The 14,826-nt window shown below is 72.2% G+C and carries 14 protein-coding genes and 2 pseudogenes; 11 read left to right on the forward strand and 5 right to left on the reverse strand.

Going from position 1 to position 14,826, the window contains the following annotated elements; genetic code table 11:
• Positions 1-15: 15 nt before the first annotated feature.
• The 5 genes and pseudogenes from EYA84_RS05055 to fabF form a co-directional block, all read left to right on the forward strand.
• A pseudogene (locus tag EYA84_RS05055) lies at positions 16-351 on the forward strand (PucR family transcriptional regulator); the annotation flags it as partial.
• Positions 352-429: 78 nt separating this feature from the next.
• Positions 430-1,347, forward strand: a pseudogene (locus EYA84_RS05060) (ACP S-malonyltransferase); the annotation flags it as partial.
• A gap of 73 nt (positions 1,348-1,420) precedes the next feature.
• Positions 1,421-2,365, forward strand: a complete 945-nt coding sequence (locus EYA84_RS05065) for a beta-ketoacyl-ACP synthase III (RefSeq protein ID WP_131051840.1) — start codon at positions 1,421-1,423, stop codon at positions 2,363-2,365.
• 83 nt (positions 2,366-2,448) lie between these two features.
• Positions 2,449-2,688: an acyl carrier protein gene (locus EYA84_RS05070; RefSeq protein WP_007072348.1), complete on the forward strand. Its 240-nt coding sequence runs from the start codon at positions 2,449-2,451 to the stop codon at positions 2,686-2,688.
• Between the two features lie 2 nt (positions 2,689-2,690).
• Positions 2,691-3,917, forward strand: coding sequence for a beta-ketoacyl-ACP synthase II (gene fabF / locus EYA84_RS05075; RefSeq protein WP_131051841.1), 1,227 nt, complete (start codon positions 2,691-2,693; stop codon positions 3,915-3,917).
• Between the two features lie 114 nt (positions 3,918-4,031).
• Here fabF and EYA84_RS05080 read toward each other — a convergent pair whose 3' ends face one another.
• Entirely contained in the window at positions 4,032-5,762 is a 1,731-nt protein-coding gene (locus EYA84_RS05080; RefSeq protein ID WP_131051842.1) for a glycoside hydrolase family 3 protein, read from the reverse strand.
• Between the two features lie 97 nt (positions 5,763-5,859).
• A complete protein-coding gene (locus EYA84_RS05085; RefSeq protein WP_131051843.1) occupies positions 5,860-6,351 on the reverse strand; it encodes a DUF3145 domain-containing protein in 492 nt (163 codons plus the stop codon).
• Between the two features lie 312 nt (positions 6,352-6,663).
• Here EYA84_RS05085 and EYA84_RS05090 point away from each other — a divergent pair, with 312 nt between their 5' ends.
• On the forward strand, positions 6,664-6,993 hold the full coding sequence (locus EYA84_RS05090; RefSeq protein WP_117229745.1) for a hypothetical protein: 330 nt from the start codon (positions 6,664-6,666) through the stop codon (positions 6,991-6,993).
• 209 nt (positions 6,994-7,202) lie between these two features.
• Here the strand turns inward: EYA84_RS05090 and EYA84_RS05095 are convergent, their stop codons facing one another.
• Complete coding sequence (locus EYA84_RS05095; protein ID WP_131051844.1) at positions 7,203-7,718, reverse strand: carbonic anhydrase; 516 nt, start codon at positions 7,716-7,718, stop codon at positions 7,203-7,205.
• Between EYA84_RS05095 and EYA84_RS05100 the strand changes: the two genes are divergently transcribed.
• Positions 7,717-8,091, forward strand: coding sequence for a substrate-binding domain-containing protein (locus EYA84_RS05100; protein ID WP_236145602.1), 375 nt, complete (start codon positions 7,717-7,719; stop codon positions 8,089-8,091). The genes EYA84_RS05095 and EYA84_RS05100 overlap by 2 nt on opposite strands.
• 81 nt (positions 8,092-8,172) lie before the next feature.
• Here EYA84_RS05100 and EYA84_RS05105 read toward each other — a convergent pair whose 3' ends face one another.
• On the reverse strand, positions 8,173-9,510 hold the full coding sequence (locus EYA84_RS05105) for a glycoside hydrolase family 18 protein (protein WP_131051845.1): 1,338 nt from the start codon (positions 9,508-9,510) through the stop codon (positions 8,173-8,175).
• Positions 9,511-9,588: 78 nt separating this feature from the next.
• Positions 9,589-10,104: an SRPBCC family protein gene (locus tag EYA84_RS05110; RefSeq protein WP_131051846.1), complete on the reverse strand. Its 516-nt coding sequence runs from the start codon at positions 10,102-10,104 to the stop codon at positions 9,589-9,591.
• A gap of 250 nt (positions 10,105-10,354) precedes the next feature.
• Here EYA84_RS05110 and EYA84_RS05115 point away from each other — a divergent pair, with 250 nt between their 5' ends.
• From EYA84_RS05115 to EYA84_RS05130, 4 genes are all read left to right on the forward strand, one after another.
• On the forward strand, positions 10,355-11,113 hold the full coding sequence (locus EYA84_RS05115) for a cellulose-binding domain-containing protein (RefSeq protein ID WP_131051847.1): 759 nt from the start codon (positions 10,355-10,357) through the stop codon (positions 11,111-11,113).
• 68 nt (positions 11,114-11,181) lie between these two features.
• Positions 11,182-12,078: a bile acid:sodium symporter family protein gene (locus EYA84_RS05120; protein ID WP_131051848.1), complete on the forward strand. Its 897-nt coding sequence runs from the start codon at positions 11,182-11,184 to the stop codon at positions 12,076-12,078.
• Positions 12,079-12,303: 225 nt separating this feature from the next.
• The gene (locus EYA84_RS05125; protein ID WP_131051849.1) at positions 12,304-13,680 is read left to right on the forward strand and encodes an NAD(P)/FAD-dependent oxidoreductase; all 1,377 of its coding nucleotides are present in this window, start codon (positions 12,304-12,306) and stop codon (positions 13,678-13,680) included.
• A gap of 117 nt (positions 13,681-13,797) precedes the next feature.
• Positions 13,798-14,712, forward strand: a complete 915-nt coding sequence (locus EYA84_RS05130; protein ID WP_131051850.1) for a cation diffusion facilitator family transporter — start codon at positions 13,798-13,800, stop codon at positions 14,710-14,712.
• The last annotated feature ends 114 nt before the right edge of the window (positions 14,713-14,826 follow it).

A 14,826-nucleotide genomic window follows, 5' to 3' on the forward strand; every position in this document is an offset into this window, starting at 1 on the left:
TGTGTCTAAGAGACAGACGCGGAGGCCCGCCGGCGGCTGCGGCACGACGTGTACGCGGTGCTGGTGCGCGCCGGCGGCGAGCTGCTGGAGACGCTGGACGCCTTCTTCGCCGCAGGCGGCACGCTGGAGAGCGCGGCACGGGCGCTGTACGTGCACCCGAACACGGTGCGTTATCGCTTGCGGCGGATCTCCGACGTCACCGGTTTCAGCCCGTTGTCGCCCCGGGACGCCTTCGCGCTGCGGGTGGCGCTGACCGTCGGCCGACTGGACCCGGTGGTGCCGACCCCGACATTGGCCCCACCGACCGGTAAAAGATCACAGGTTGGCGATGACCAGCACCAATCTTTGTAGGATCTCTCCAAAGGTCCTAGTGCGGTTTGGTACCGGTCCGCACAGCGCAACCGGTGGGTATCCGGGAGAGTCATAGACGTGCTCGCCGTACTCTGCCCCGGCCAGGGTTCTCAGAAACCCGGCTTCCTGACTCCCTGGCTCGACCTGCCCGGCGCCGAGGCGCGGCTGCGTCACTGGTCCGCGCTGGCCGGCGTCGATCTGGTGCACCTGGGCACCGACGCCGACGCCGAGGAGATCCGGGACACCGCCCGTACCCAGCCGCTGCTGGTCGCCGCCGCCCTGCTCGCCGCCGAGCACCTGCCGTTGCAGGACGTGGCGCTGACCGCCGGGCACAGCGTCGGTGAACTCGGCGCGGCGGCGTTGGCCGGCGCGCTGCCGGCGGACGCCGCGATCTCCCTCGCCGGGGTACGCGGCCGGGAGATGGCCGCCGCGTGCGCGCTGGAGCCGACCGGCATGGCCGCGGTCCTCGGCGGCGACCCGGACGAGGTGCTCGCCGCGGTCGAGGGGCACGGGCTGCACGCCGCGAACCGCAACGGCGCCGGGCAGGTGGTCGCCGCCGGTGCGATCGACTGCCTGGAGAAGTTGGCCGCCGAGCCGCCGGCTCAGGCGCGGGTCATCCGGCTCCAGGTGGCGGGCGCCTTCCACACCCCGTACATGGCTCCCGCAGAGGCGGCGCTCGCCACGGTGGCGGCCGACGTCACCACCGGCGACCCGACGCGGATCCTGCTCTCCAACCTCGACGGCACCGCCGTCCGGGACGGCGCGGAGATGCTCCAGCGGCTGGTCCGCCAGGTCACCTCCCCGGTCCGCTGGGACCTGTGCATGGCCACCCTCGCCGACCTCGGGGTGACCGGTGTGATCGAGCTGCCGCCCGCAGGCACGCTCTCCGGCCTGGTCAAGCGCGAGCTCAAAGGCCCCGGCCTGCCGGAGATCGTGACCCTGAACACCCCGGACAAGCTGCCCGCCGCCCGCGACCTGATCGCCCGCGTCGCCGGAGGTCAGGCGTGAGCGCCGTCCACCTCAGTCCGTCCGAGTCTCGTGCCGAGATCGACCGTAGGAAGGGCTCGTCATGAGCGGCAGTCGCATCGTGTCCATGGGGCACTACCAGCCGTCCCGGGTGGTGACCAACGACGAGATCGCCCAGCTGGTGGAGACCAACGACGCGTGGATCCGGGACCGGGTCGGTATCGCCAGCCGGCGGATCGCCGGTGACGAGACGGTCGCCGACATGGCCGCCGCCGCCGCCGACAAGGCGCTGGCCAACTCCGGGCTGACCGCCGCCGACATCGACCTGGTCGTGGTGGCCACGTGCACCTCGATCGACCGCAGCCCGAACGTGGCCTGCCGGGTCGCGGCCAAGCTGGGCATCGACGCCCCGGGGGCGTTCGACCTCAACACCGCCTGCTCCGGATTCGCGTACGCGCTGGGCACCGTGGACCACGCGGTCCGCGCCGGTGCCAGCCGCAACGCCATCGTGATCGGCGCGGAGAAGCTGTCCGACTTCATGGACTGGAACGACCGCTCCACCTGCATCATCTTCGGTGACGGGGCGGGCGCCGCGGTGGTCAGCGCCACGCCCGAGGGCGAGCCGGCCGGTATCGGCCCGGTGGTCTGGGGCTCGGTGCCGGAGCGCGGCGACGCGGTACGCATCGAGGGCTGGCGCCCGTACATCGCGCAGGAGGGTCAGACGGTGTTCCGCTGGGCCACCACCGCCCTGGCGCCGCTGGCGTTGCAGGCGTGCGAGCGGGCCGGGGTCGACCCGTCGGAGCTGGCCGCGTTCGTCCCGCACCAGGCCAACACCCGGATCATCGACGGCATCGCGAAGCGGCTGAAGATCCCGCAGGCGATCGTCGCGAAGGACCTGATCGAGTCCGGCAACACCTCGGCGGCCAGCATCCCGCTGGCCCTGTCGAAGCTGGTGGAGCGCCGCGAGGTGCCCTCCGGCGCGCCGGTGCTGCTGTTCGGTTTCGGCGGTGGCCTGACCTATGCAGGTCAGGTCGTCCGCTGCCCCTGATACCTCCTCGGCGCGCAGGCGCAGAGGTGTGACGGACGGCGTCGCCGACCGTCGAGAAATCCCGATGAGAGGAATCCACCGCAATGACCCGTGACGAGATCACCGCCGGCCTCGCCGAGATCCTCGAAGAGGTTGCCGGGGTGAACCCGGACGACGTGGCCGAGGGGAAGTCCTTCACCGACGACCTGGACGTCGACTCGCTCTCCATGGTGGAGGTCGTGGTCGCGGCCGAGGAGAAGTTCGGCGTCAAGATCCCGGACAACGAGGTCCAGAACCTCAAGACCGTCGGGGACGCCGTGAGCTACATCGAGGCGCAGTCCTGATCATGAGTCGTCCTGACGTCGTCGTCACCGGGCTCGGCGCGACCACCCCGCTGGGCGGGGACGTCGCGTCGACCTGGGACGCCATGCTCGCCGGCCGCTCCGGGGTGAGTGCGCTCACCCAGGAGTGGGCCGGTCAGTTGCCGGTCCGGATCGCCGCCCAACTGGCGGTCGATCCCTCCACCGTCCTGGACCGGGTGAAGCTGCGCCGGCTGGACCGCTCCGAGGCGATCGCGTTGATCGCCGCCCACCAGGCCTGGGCCGACGCCGGCCTGGTCGACGCCGGAGCGGACCCGGAACGGATCGGGGTCAGCATCGGCTCCGGCATCGGTGGCGCGGTCACCCTGCTCAACCAGGACGACATCCTGGAGGCGTCCGGCCCCCGGCGGGTCTCCCCGCACACCGTGCCCATGCTGATGCCCAACGGTCCCGCCGCGTGGGTGGGTCTGGAACTCGGCGCCCAGGCCGGCGTGCACTCGGTGGCCAGCGCCTGCGCGACCGGCGCGGAGGCGATCGCGCTGGGTCTGGACATGATCCGGTCCGGTCGGGCCGACGTGGTGGTGGCCGGTGGCACCGAAGCGGTGATCCACGCGCTGCCGATCGCCGGTTTCGCCTCGATGCGGGCCATGTCGACCCGCAACGACGAGCCCGAGCGGGCCTCCCGGCCGTGGGACAAGGGCCGGGACGGCTTCGTCCTCGGCGAGGGTGCCGGCATCGTGGTGCTGGAGCGCGCCGAGCACGCCGCCGCCCGGGGCGCCCGGGTGTACGCGCGGCTTGCCGGCGCCGGTATCACCTCCGACGGCTACGACATCGTCCAGCCGCACCCGGAGGGCGCCGGCGCGATCCGGGCCATCGCGAAGGCGATCGCCGACGCGGACGTGGACCGGGCCGACATCAGCCACGTCAACGCGCACGCCACGTCCACCCCGGTGGGCGACATCGCCGAGATCAAGGCACTGCACGCGGCACTGGGTGACCACCCGGTGCTGACCGCCACCAAGTCGATGTCCGGGCACCTGCTCGGCGCGGCCGGCGCGTTGGAGTCGATCGCCACCATCCTGTCGATCCGCGACAGCGTGATCCCGCCGACGATCAACCTGGACGACCCGGACGACGGCCTCGACCTCGACGTGGCCGCCGGCAAGGCTCGCCACATGGACGTCCCCGCCGCGCTGAACAACTCGTTCGGTTTCGGCGGTCACAACGTGGCACTCGTCTTCACCCGGGCCTGAGCCGCCCCGGGCGGCGCAGGCCGCGACAGCACCGCCTCGGCCCCGCCGACGCACCACGCGTCGGCGGGGTCGAGGCGTCTTCCGACCCGGTCGGACCCGGCCGGTCGTCGCCGGTCAGCCGCAGGTGGTGGCGGGCAGTCCGGAGACCTTCACCGGGGACCGTCCGCGCGGCGCGGCCTTGCCGGCCAGGACGTCGGCGAGCGCCGCCATCGAGGCCCGGCTCGACGAGTACGTGGCCAGCAGCGTCGGCGAACTCGCCCCCGCAAGCACGTACGGGGTGTCCATGGCGACGGTGACGGCGGCACCGGAGCGCAGGTCACCGGCCCCGTCGCCGTACCCGACGAGGTGCACGACCGTGCCGCCGCTCGCCACCACCTGCACCCCGGCCGCGGTGAGCGCCTCGGTCAGCGCGGTGCGGGTGTGCGCCCGCCCGCCGGAGGAGGTGACGGTGACCGGGCCCTTCACCCCGCTGGTGTCGCACCGGCCCTTGAACACGGTCACCGCACCGGCGGCCAGGGCATCAGCGGCCTCGCGGTGCGCCGGGGCGCCCAGCGTGGACATCTCCGGCACCGGCTTGTCGGCCAGGGTGAACTTCATGGTCAGTACGCGGGTGGCCGCCTCCACCAGGCGGGCCCGGGGCAGCGAACCGTCCCGCAGCGCCGTCAGCAGCCCGTCGTACGCCTGACCGACGTGCGGCGGCATGAGGATCAGGTCGTTGCCGGCCTTGAGGGCGCGTACCGCCGCCTCACCCGGCCCCCAGCGGCGGGCCGGCGGCATGTTCATGCCGTCGGTGATGACCACGCCCTGGAACCCGAGTTCGCCGCGCAGCACGTCGGTGAGCAGTGTGCGGGAGAAGGTGGCGGCCACTCCCGGATCGACCTCCGCCACGTCGAGGTGGGCGGACATCACGGCCAGGGCGCCCGCCTCGATGCCGGCGGTGAACGGGGGCCACGCCTCGGCGGCGAGCTTCTTGCGTGACTGCGTGAGCACCGGCAGGTCCTCGTGCGAGTCGACGGCGCTGTGCCCGTGCCCGGGGAAGTGCTTGACGGTGGCCGCCACGCCGGAGGCCTGCAACCCCCGGACCGCACCGCCGACCTGTCCGGCGGCACGGCTCGGGTCCGCGCCGAACGACCGGGACCCGATCACCGTGCTCCGTTTCACCAGGACGTCGGCGACCGGCGCGAAGTCGAGGTTGATCCCCATGGCGGCCAGCTCGGTGCCGGCGGCCCGCCAGGCGGCCTCGGTCAACGCCGGATCGTCGGCCGCACCTGCGGCGAGCGCGCTGGGCAGCATGGTCACCCCGTCGGTGATCCGGGTGACCACGCCGTACTCCTGGTCGGTGCCGATCAGGAACGGTGCCGTGCCGGCGGGCAGCTTGCCGGCGGCCTCGCGCAGGCCGGTGGTGAGCTGGCGGACCTGCTTCGGGTTGTCGACGTTGGTGGTCGCCTGGTTGCTCTGGGTGGGATCGTCGGCGCTGAAGCCGACCAGGATCAGGCCACCGAGCCGGTACTTCTCGATCATCTCGGCCGGGGTGTCCACACCGCCGAGGTTGCGGTTGCCGGCGGCCGAGCCGGCCGAGACCTCGGCGGCCTGGTCACCGTAGGCGTACGGCATCAACACCTGCCCCACCAGGTCCTCGTCGGCGAGTTCGGCGACCAGCGCGGCGGCCCGGGTGGCCGGGCCGTCGGGCGGTGCGCTCGACGGCGGTGCCGGTTCGCTGGCCGGGGCCGACGACGGGGCGGCCCCCGGTCGCTGCCCGGCTCCCGAACAGCCGGTGGCGAGTAACGCGGTCACGGCGACGAACGCGGCGACGACGCGCCGAGGGGTAGTCGACACGCGGCCCATCCCACCAGCTCACCGCGTATCGGGGCAACTCGACCGTCAGCCAGTGGACGGACGTGCCGGTACGCCGCCGGAGGTGGCGGGCCTCGGGTCCGCTCGCTCAGCCGACGCGGGTGAGCAGGGTCACCGGCGCACCGTCCCCGGCGTAGCGGTACGGCTCCAACTCGGCGTCCCAGGCGGTGCCGAGCGCCTTGTCCAGCGCGTGCGCGAGCGCCTCCGGTCCCCGGGCGGCGGCCATCAGGCTGCGCAGCCGGTCCTCGCCGAGCTGGATGTCACCGGCGGCACCGACCGTGGCCCGGAACAGGCCGCGCCCCGGCACGTACATGAAACGTTCGCCGTCGGCACCCGGACTGGGTTCTTCGGTCACCTCGAAACGGATCATGGGCCACTGCCGGAGGGCAGCAGCCAGCTCGGCGCCCGTTCCCGGGCGACCGGACCACCCGCACTCGGCCCGGCGGACGCCGGGATCGACGGGTTGAGCCGTCCATTGCAGATTGACCGGCGCGGCAAGGACGCGCGCGATCGCCCACTCGACGTGTGAACACACGGCGAGCGGGGTCGAATGGACGTATACGACGCCACGCGTTGGCACGGTGACCTCCCGGAGAGCGAGGTGCGTCTTCCCCTACGACCTCGACCCGGACCGGGTGCGTTGCTGGAACACATGATGACTCCTGTGACGGATGGTGCGCCAGCGAATCGGGAAATCCGCCGGTCGGAATACCCGGACAGGTGACTGCGGTTCCACCTCGTGACGCCGCGACGACCAGCCGGAATCGTGGGTCGTGTACAGTTCCATCGGCGGCCTGTGCCGCGTACAGCCTCTGCGGGTCACCCGTTCGGTGCTCCCGCACCAGCCCCCGGACGTTTCCCGTCCTCCGTACGTCTTGCAAGGAGTACCTCCGTGGCGAGCAACACCTCTAAGACCGCGCGCGCGTCAGTCCGGGCCGGCCAGGCTGGCCAGGGTGGCGCACTCAGCGTGCTGGGCGAGTTCAAGTACCTCATCCCGCTCAACGGCGGCAAGCACGCCTACGTGCGGAACCTGACCAACGGCAAGACCGCGCACCTGCGCACCGACTCCGAGGCCTTCGTCGAGGAGATCCGGGTGCTGGCCGCCGCCGGGCACGCCACCAAGATCCGGGCGGAGATCAACGGCCTCAACGCCGCCCACCCGGGCGACGGCTGGGACGCCACCGAGAAGCGCCTGGTCGAGGCCGGCGTCTTCGAGGGCTGAGCCCCGCACCACACCTCGCACCACCACGAACGCCCGCCGGGCCCACCCGGCGGGCGTTCGCGCGTCTCCACCCCACCGCGCCCCCGCCCCGCGCGGAACAGGGACCGGCAGTGGAACCACAGGGCACGGGACGGGGCCGCAGGCGGGGCGGGGCAGGGGGCAGACGGGGCGACACCGGGTGAGACGGGGCGGTCCAGGAGTGTGGGCAGTCAAGGAGTGGCGGGCAGGAGGGAGACCTCGCCGGTGGTGAGGGTGTAGAGCGCCCCGGTCACCGCGATCCGGCCGGAGGCCACGGCCGGGGCCAGGAGCGGGTCGGCGCGCAGGGTCGTCACGGTGCGCCGGACGTGGCGGCGTACGGCCAGGGGCTGCACCTGCGGATCGTCCAGCCCCACCTCGGTCACGGCGGGCGCGATCCGGTCGATCAGGTGGGCCAGCGCCCCGGGCGGGCGGCGGCCGGTCCGCAGCGTGTCGACCGTCGCGGCCACCGCGCCGCAGCGTTCGTGGCCGAGCACCATCACCAGGGGTACGCCCAGCACGTCCACGACGTATTCGATCGAGCCGAGGACCGCGCGGTCGAGTACGTGGCCGCCGGTGCGGATGACGCAGATCGAGCCGAAGGTCTGGTCGAAGATCGCCTCCAGTGGTACCCGTGAGTCGATGCATCCGAGCAGGACGGCGTACGGCTGCTGGTCGCCGGAGGCGCTCGCGGCGGCGGGCCTGGGCATGGTCGGTGACCGGCCCTACTACGGGTCGTGGGACGAGTCCTGGGGGCGCGCCGCCGCACGCATGATCGTCGAGCAGCGGCCCGAGGTGGACGCGATCTTCTGCGGCAGCGACCAGATCGCCCGGGGCGTCCTGGACGCGTTGCGTGATCTCGGGCGGGACGTGCCGGGGGCGATCTCGGTGATCGGCTTCGACAACTGGGAGGCCATCTCCGCCGACTGCCGCCCCCGGCTGACCAGCGTCGACATGAACCTCCAACACCTCGGCGCGGTGGCCGGGCAGCGCCTCTTCGCGGCCATCGACGGTGCGGTGACGCACTCCGAGGAGTTCGCCAGCCGCCTGGTGATGCGCGAGTCGACGCTGCCCGTGCGCTGAGGCAGCCGGAGGTCCGGGGCTGAGGCGGCGGACGACCGTCCGGGCGCTGAGGTGGCCGCCGGTGGACGGTGGCCCGGGTGGCTACCGGGTGGTGAGCCCGAGGCTGATCGTCTTGGTCAGCGTGGCGTTGTCGTCGTCGCCGTCGAGCGACCAGATCATCGCCCCGCCGAGCCCGGCGGTCCGGATGTAGAGCATCTTCTGGAGCACCACCGCCGGGTCGTCGTACGTCCACAGGGTGGTGCCGTCGAACAGCCAGGCGTGCCCGGCGCGCAGGTCGCGTTGCACCGTGAATCCCTTGCCCGGCAACGTCTTGAGCTGCTTGTAGTCCTCGTAGCCGGCGGCGTGCGTGGCCGGTGCCGGGCCGGTGGCGGGGCGGAACAGGCCGGTGCCGCCGCCGGTGACGCCGGTCCAGCCCTGGCCGTAGTACGGGATGCCCAGCACCAGCTTGCCGCGTGGTGCGCCACGGGCGATCCAACCGTCGACCGCCACCTGTACGGAGAAGTCGGGGTCGTCCGGCGCGCCCCTGGGCACGCGCAACGCCGACTGCTGGTTGGTCACCGAGTCCCAGCTGCCGTGGAAGTCGTACCCCTGCACGGTCGCGAAGTCCAGGTACTTGAAGATCTTGCGGCCCTCGAATCCGGCGTCCATCGCGGCCGGGTTGGCCGGCAGGAAGGCGGTCAGTGGGTAATGCGTGCGGGTGGTCCGGCCGTACGCGTCGAGCTGCCGACGGAACTCGGCGAGCAGCTTGGTGAAGTTCTCCCGGTCCTGCGGGCGGACCACGTTGCCCGGCTCACCCGGCGAGCCAGGCCACTCCCAGTCCAGGTCGATGCCGTCGAAGACCCCGGCGGCCGAGCCCGGTCCGCCGCTGCCGCCGTCCAGGATCGGCAGGTCGCCCTTGAGGTAGAGGTCGATGCAGGAGGCGACGAACGCTCTCCGGGAGGCGTCGGTGCGGGCCGCGTTGGAGAAGTACGTCGACCAGCTCCAGCCGCCCAGCGAGATCATCACCTTGAGGTGCGGGTGCTTGGCCTTGAGCTTCGCCAACTGGCCGAAGTTGCCGTTGAGCGGCTCGCCCCAGGCGTCGGCGACCCCGTCGACGCTCTCCTGCGCCGGGACCGGGCGCTGGTAGTCGGCCCAGGCGTCGCCCTCACCCGGCCCACCGTCCACGAAGCAGCGACCGTCCTCGCTGACGTTGCCGAAGGCGTAGTTGATGTGGGTCAACCGACTCGCCGCCCCGGAGGTGTCCAGCTTCTGCACCGGGAACGCCCGGCCGTAGATGCCCCACTGGGTGAAGTAGCCGACCCGGTGGTAGCCGGTGCCGCGCTGCGGAGCCGCGTTCGCGGCGACCGGTGGTGCGGCGGTGACCAGCAGCGTGGTCAGCGCCACGAGGGCGGTGAGGCGGCGGGGACGGAACGGTCGCATCGGCACTCCCGGGAGGTCCACGGCGATCAGTAAAGACACTTGCCTGATTGACGAAGTTAAGCTGATCACCGTTTCCGGTCAAGGGTTGGTCCGGTTCCCGTCGCCGCGCTCACGCAGGTCCCGCTCGGCGGCGGCGACCACCACCGGATCGGCGCATCCGGCCGCGTAACCGGCGATCCGGCGGCGGATGTCCCGGCCGAGCAGCCAGGTGCCGATCCGGTCGGCGACCGGCCGCAGCAGCGCCGGACGGCAGCGGAAGTGGTATCGCCAGGTGGCGACCGAGTGGCCGGGCTCGGCGGCCGGCGCGAACCGCCAGCCGCCGGCGAACATCTCGAAGAACCACGGGCCACGCACCATCTTCATGCCAACGGTGGTCGGCGGTGCGTAGGAGACGTACTCACTGACCATCGAGAAGCCGTGCCGGGACCGGGTGAACGTGCGGACGCCCTTGTCCGGCCGGACGGCGCCGTCGACGAAGTGCTGACTGCGGACGAACGGGTCCCACCGCCGCCGGACCGGCATGGTGGTCTGCGAGATCGCGAACGCGAGATTCGGGGGTACGGGGACGACGGCCACCGCCTCAACCACGGGCATCGCCCCATTCTCCCCCGGTGCGACCGGTTCGGCCCGGGTAGCCGGGTGCCCGTCCGGCCCCGGGTGGATCGACTGGTCGTCCCTTGTATCGATGGTTCTCGAATGAAAAACTCTGCGTAGTCGCGTCCGGGGCCGGCGTGCGAACCGTCGTCAGGGCGTGCGGGAATGCCACCCGCGCAGGGCAGCCCGTTTCCAGGCACCGGCCGCCGTGCTGCGCCCGGTGCTCCCACCACCCCGGAGGAGACACCGCATGTCGAAGAAGTACGCCCTGGCGACGATCGCCGCCGCGACGCTGGCCCTGGTGGGCGCGGCCGGCGTGGCGAGCAGCGCGGGCGCCGCCACGTCCCCGCCCGTCCCGCTCACCACCTCGCAGTCGCCGACGCCGACGGTGACGGTGTGTCCGCCCGCGCTGCCGTTGGCCGGAATGGTGGCCGGCACCACCACCACGACCGTCACCATCCGTTACTCGCTGACGTTCCGCCCGCCGTGCGGGTACGACCTGCCCATCACGGTGCACCTCTTCGCCACCCGGGAGGACGCCGAGCAGTGGCACAACCCGGTGGCCTCGGCGGACACCGGGCTGGAGAGCTACGGCAACGTAGTGGTCGAGGGGCTCACCCCGGACACCGAGTACTGGTTCCGGTTCAGCGATGCGAAGGGCCGGCGGGACCCGTACATCCTCGGCGGGCCGGCGCGTACGCAGGAGGTGCCGGTGTGTGCCGCGACGGCGACGATCGGCAGCGGCTGGGGGAGTGGCTTCGTCGCCACGGTCACCGTGCGCAACACCGGGACCGAGGCGCTCGACGGCTGGCGGGTTTCCTGGACCTGGCCCGGTGACCAGCGGATCCAGTCGCTCTGGAACGGGACGGTGACCGAGGCGGGTAGCGAGGTGACCGTCCGCGACGCCGGCTGGAACGGCCGACTCGCCCCGGGCGGGTCGACGACGTTCGGCCTGCTCGCGTCGACCACCTCGGTGCCGGAGGGCTTCGCGCTCGCCTGTGGTCGCTGAGGCGGACGGCGTACCCCGGCCGCATGGAGGATTGTGAGTGCGTTACCGGGTGGTAACGATGTCGTGTCATGGACTCTGCCCTGACCCTGATCGGACTGCCCGTCGCCCTCGGCATCATCATGCTCGGTCTGGGTCTCGGCCTGACCGTCGCGGACTTCCGGCGGGTGGCCCAGCACCCGAAGGCCGCCGTCATCGCGCTGGCCTGCCAGGTGCTGCTGTTGCCGGCGCTCTGCTTCGGCCTGGTGCTCGCCTTCGACCTGCCGCCGGAACTGGCCGTCGGGATGATGCTGCTCGCAGCGTCGCCCGGCGGCACCACGGCCAACCTCTACAGCCACCTGTTCGGGGGACACGTGGCGCTGAACATCACCCTCACCGCGATCAACTCGGTGCTCGCCGTGCTCACCCTGCCGATCGTGGTCAACCTGTCGGCGGGCTACTTCCTGAGCGACGCGACGAGCATCGGCCTGCAGTTCGACAAGGTGGTGCAGGTGTTCGCCATCGTGCTCGTGCCGGTCGCGATCGGCATGCTGGTGCGGGCCCGGGTGCCGCGCGTCGCCGACCGGCTCGACCGGCCGGTCCGGATCATGTCCGTGGTGGTGCTCGTCGCGGTGATCCTCGGCGCGGTGCTCGGCGAGCGGGAGAACATCGCCGACTACTTCGTCGCGGTCGGTCTGGCGGTGCTGGCGTTCAACCTGCTCAGCCTCGCGATCGGCTACGGGGTGCCCCGTCTGGCCGGGATCGACCCGACCGCCGCGAAGGCGGCCGGTTTCGAGATCGGCATCCACAACAGCACCCTGGCCATCACGATCGCGCTCAGCCCGGCGCTGCTGAACAACACGCAGATGGCGATCCCGGCCGCCGTCTACGGCATTGTCATGTTCTTTACCGCAGCGGCTTTCGGATACCTGGTCAACCGCGTCGACGCGCGGCGCCGCAGCACCCGCGACGGTGCCACGACGACCTGAGAAAAGGGGCGCTGAGCAGTCAGGACACGACGATCACCGGTCGCCGTGCGGGCACCGTCCACGTGCGATGCCGCATCGACGGTCGGATCTGCCGTCGCGTTCCCTGCCTGTGCAACGATCGTTGAGCGTCATGCCGACCGCCCGGTCCCGCCGGCCTGCCTGTGCCTCGGTCACCGGCAGGGCTCGGCGGAACGGCGCCACACCTCGTACCCCTTGGAGAGCACGATGTCCTTCTCTCCGGCTCAGGTCTTCGCCGCGCTGAACGCGGTGCGGCCGCCCGACCAGCCGTCCCCGGTGCTCGGCACGGCCGTGGTGATCGGCGGCAGCGTCGCCGGTCTGCTGGCCGCCCGGGTGCTGTCCGACCACGCGGCGAGTGTGGTCGTGATCGACCGCGACGACCTGCACGTGCCCGGCGGACGGCCGGGCGTGCCACAGGGGACGCAGTTGCACGCGCTGCTGCCCGGCGGCTTCCTGCAACTGGAGCGTCTCTTCCCCGGATTCCGGGAGCAGGCGCTGGCCCAGGGTGCGGTCGAGGCGCCCCCCGCCGCCCGGCGCAACTACCTCGACGGCCGTCCCAAGGTGACGGTGCCCGACGACGCGGACAGCCTGGCCGGGAGTCGGCCGCTGCTGGAGGGGCTGATCCGCCAGCAGGTTCTGCGGCTGCCCAACGTCAAGACGGTGACCGCCCGCGCCACCGGCCTGGTCGTCGACGGTTCGTCCGTGGTCGGGGTCCGCTGCGACGTCGACGCCGCGTCCGGTGTCGAGAGCGCCGACCTGGTGGTGGACGCCATGGGCCGGTCGAGCCGGCTCTCCGACTGGTTGGTGGACGCCGGTTGGGAGCGACCCGCCCTGCGGCGGATGCCGGTGCACCTCAACTACGCCACCGCCCTGTTCCGCCGTCGCGAGGCGCACCCGGAGCACACCGTGGTGATGGCCCTGAACAGCATCAAGGCGTCCTCGGACGTGGCCGGGGCGGCGTACTTCGCCATCGAGGACGGCCGGTGGATGGCGATGATGGCCGGTTACGGCGACAACCGTCCCGGTCGCACCGCCGAGGACTTCGTACGCCGGCTGCGCGAGCAGTTCCCGCCCGAGTTCAGCGAGGTCGCCGACAGCGAGATGCTCGGCGAGGTGCAGACCTACCGCCACGCCGACAGTCGGCGGCGGGACTACCACGCGCTGCGGCGGATCCCGGCGGGCCTGGTCAGTGTCGGTGACGCGGTCGCCTCGTTCAACCCGGTCTACGGCCAGGGGATCACGGCTGCCGCGCTGCACGCGGCCTGCCTGTCGGCGTACCTGCGCTCCGGGCCGGACCTGCGCTTCCCGGCCCGCCGCTTCTTCGAGCTGCAACGGGTGGTGGTGGACGCCGCCTGGTCGATCTCGACCTCCGCCGACCTGGCGTTGCCGCACGTCGACGGTCCCTATCCGCGCGGGTACCGGCTGTCGAGCTGGGTGAGCGGCCAGATCGTCCGGGCGACCATGACCGACGTGACGACGGCCCGCCGCTTCAACGACGTCGTCTCGATGCGGGAGCACCCCCGTGCGCTGGCCCGCCCCGGCGTGGTGCTGGGCGCGCTGTGGGCGAACTGGCGGGCACGCTGACCGCGCCCGACATCTAGCCCGAACGTCGGACCTGTCCGGTTAGCCGGACGCGGCACCATAGTTGCATCTATTGCAATGTCAGCATACGTTGCTGGTGGTGAGCGGAAGGAGTGCCGGATGGGTGCCGGGCACGATCACGGGCAGCAGGTCCTGCGCGCGGGGGAGAAGCACCGGGGGCGGCTCTGGGCGGCCTTCGCCCTGCTGGCCGTCTTCATGGTGGTCGAGGCGATCGGTGCCTGGGTGACCGGTTCGCTGGCGCTGCTGTCGGACGCCGGGCACATGTTCACCGACGTGCTCGGCATCGGCATGGCGCTGGCCGCGATCACGGCGGCGAGCCGGGCCTCCCGGGACGGGCAACGCACCTTCGGGCTCTATCGGATGGAGGTCCTGGCGGCGCTGGCCAACGCGGTGCTGCTCTCGGGGGTGGCGCTCTTCGTGCTGGTCGAGGCGGTACGCCGGCTCGGCGAACCGCCGGAGGTGCTGGTCGGGCCGATGCTGGCGGTGGCGGTGGCCGGGCTGATCGCCAACATCGTGGCGTTCCTGCTGCTGCGCTCCGGTGCCGAGGAGAGCCTCAACGTGCGGGGCGCGTACCTGGAGGTCTTCGGTGACCTGCTCGCCTCGATCGGGGTGATCGTCGCGGCCGGGGTGATCGCGCTGACCGGCTGGTGGTACGCCGACCCGATCGTGGCCGTGGCGGTCGGCTTCTTCATCCTGCCCCGCACCTACCGGCTGGCGCGGGCCGCCCTGCGGGTCCTGGTCCAGGCCGCGCCGCCGCACCTGGACGTCGCCGAGGTCCGCGACGCGCTGCGCGAGGTGGAGGGCGTGGCCGACGTGCACGACCTGCACGTCTGGACGCTGACCTCGGGCATGGAGGTGGCCTCGGCGCACCTGACCCTGGCCGGCGGGGCGGACCTGGCCCGGGTGCTCGCCGCCGCGCGCCGGCTCCTGCACGACCGCTTCGGGATCGAGCACGCCACGTTGCAGGTGGAGCCCGGGGACGCCGAGGGTGTCTGCCACGGCGCCCATTGGTGACGGCCGGGAACCCGGAGCCCCGCCGCGCCGACTACCTGGGAAACCACCCGCACCGGGAGCCGTCGTTGAACCGCCCGCACCACCTCGTCCCGACCCTGATCCTGCGCCGTCCGG

This window comes from Verrucosispora sp. SN26_14.1, from assembly GCF_004307965.1.
Taxonomy (GTDB): domain Bacteria; phylum Actinomycetota; class Actinomycetes; order Mycobacteriales; family Micromonosporaceae; genus Micromonospora.

Bases quoted from the DNA above. Each gene is read 5' to 3' on its own strand.
- EYA84_RS05095 (WP_131051844.1), bottom strand. From the start codon at position 7,718: ATGCCCAGGCCCGCCGCCGCGAGCGCCTCCGGCGACCAGCAGCCGTAC.
- EYA84_RS05130 (WP_131051850.1), top strand. From the start codon at position 13,798: ATGGGTGCCGGGCACGATCACGGGCAGCAGGTCCTGCGCGCGGGGGAG.
- EYA84_RS05065 (WP_131051840.1), top strand. From the start codon at position 1,421: ATGAGCGGCAGTCGCATCGTGTCCATGGGGCACTACCAGCCGTCCCGG.
- EYA84_RS05070 (WP_007072348.1), top strand. From the start codon at position 2,449: ATGACCCGTGACGAGATCACCGCCGGCCTCGCCGAGATCCTCGAAGAG.
- EYA84_RS05105 (WP_131051845.1), bottom strand. From the start codon at position 9,510: ATGCGACCGTTCCGTCCCCGCCGCCTCACCGCCCTCGTGGCGCTGACC.
- EYA84_RS05115 (WP_131051847.1), top strand. From the start codon at position 10,355: ATGTCGAAGAAGTACGCCCTGGCGACGATCGCCGCCGCGACGCTGGCC.
- EYA84_RS05125 (WP_131051849.1), top strand. From the start codon at position 12,304: ATGTCCTTCTCTCCGGCTCAGGTCTTCGCCGCGCTGAACGCGGTGCGG.
- EYA84_RS05120 (WP_131051848.1), top strand. From the start codon at position 11,182: ATGGACTCTGCCCTGACCCTGATCGGACTGCCCGTCGCCCTCGGCATC.
- fabF (WP_131051841.1), top strand. From the start codon at position 2,691: ATGAGTCGTCCTGACGTCGTCGTCACCGGGCTCGGCGCGACCACCCCG.
- EYA84_RS05100 (WP_236145602.1), top strand. From the start codon at position 7,717: ATGGTCGGTGACCGGCCCTACTACGGGTCGTGGGACGAGTCCTGGGGG.
- EYA84_RS05110 (WP_131051846.1), bottom strand. From the start codon at position 10,104: ATGCCCGTGGTTGAGGCGGTGGCCGTCGTCCCCGTACCCCCGAATCTC.
- EYA84_RS05080 (WP_131051842.1), bottom strand. From the start codon at position 5,762: ATGGGCCGCGTGTCGACTACCCCTCGGCGCGTCGTCGCCGCGTTCGTC.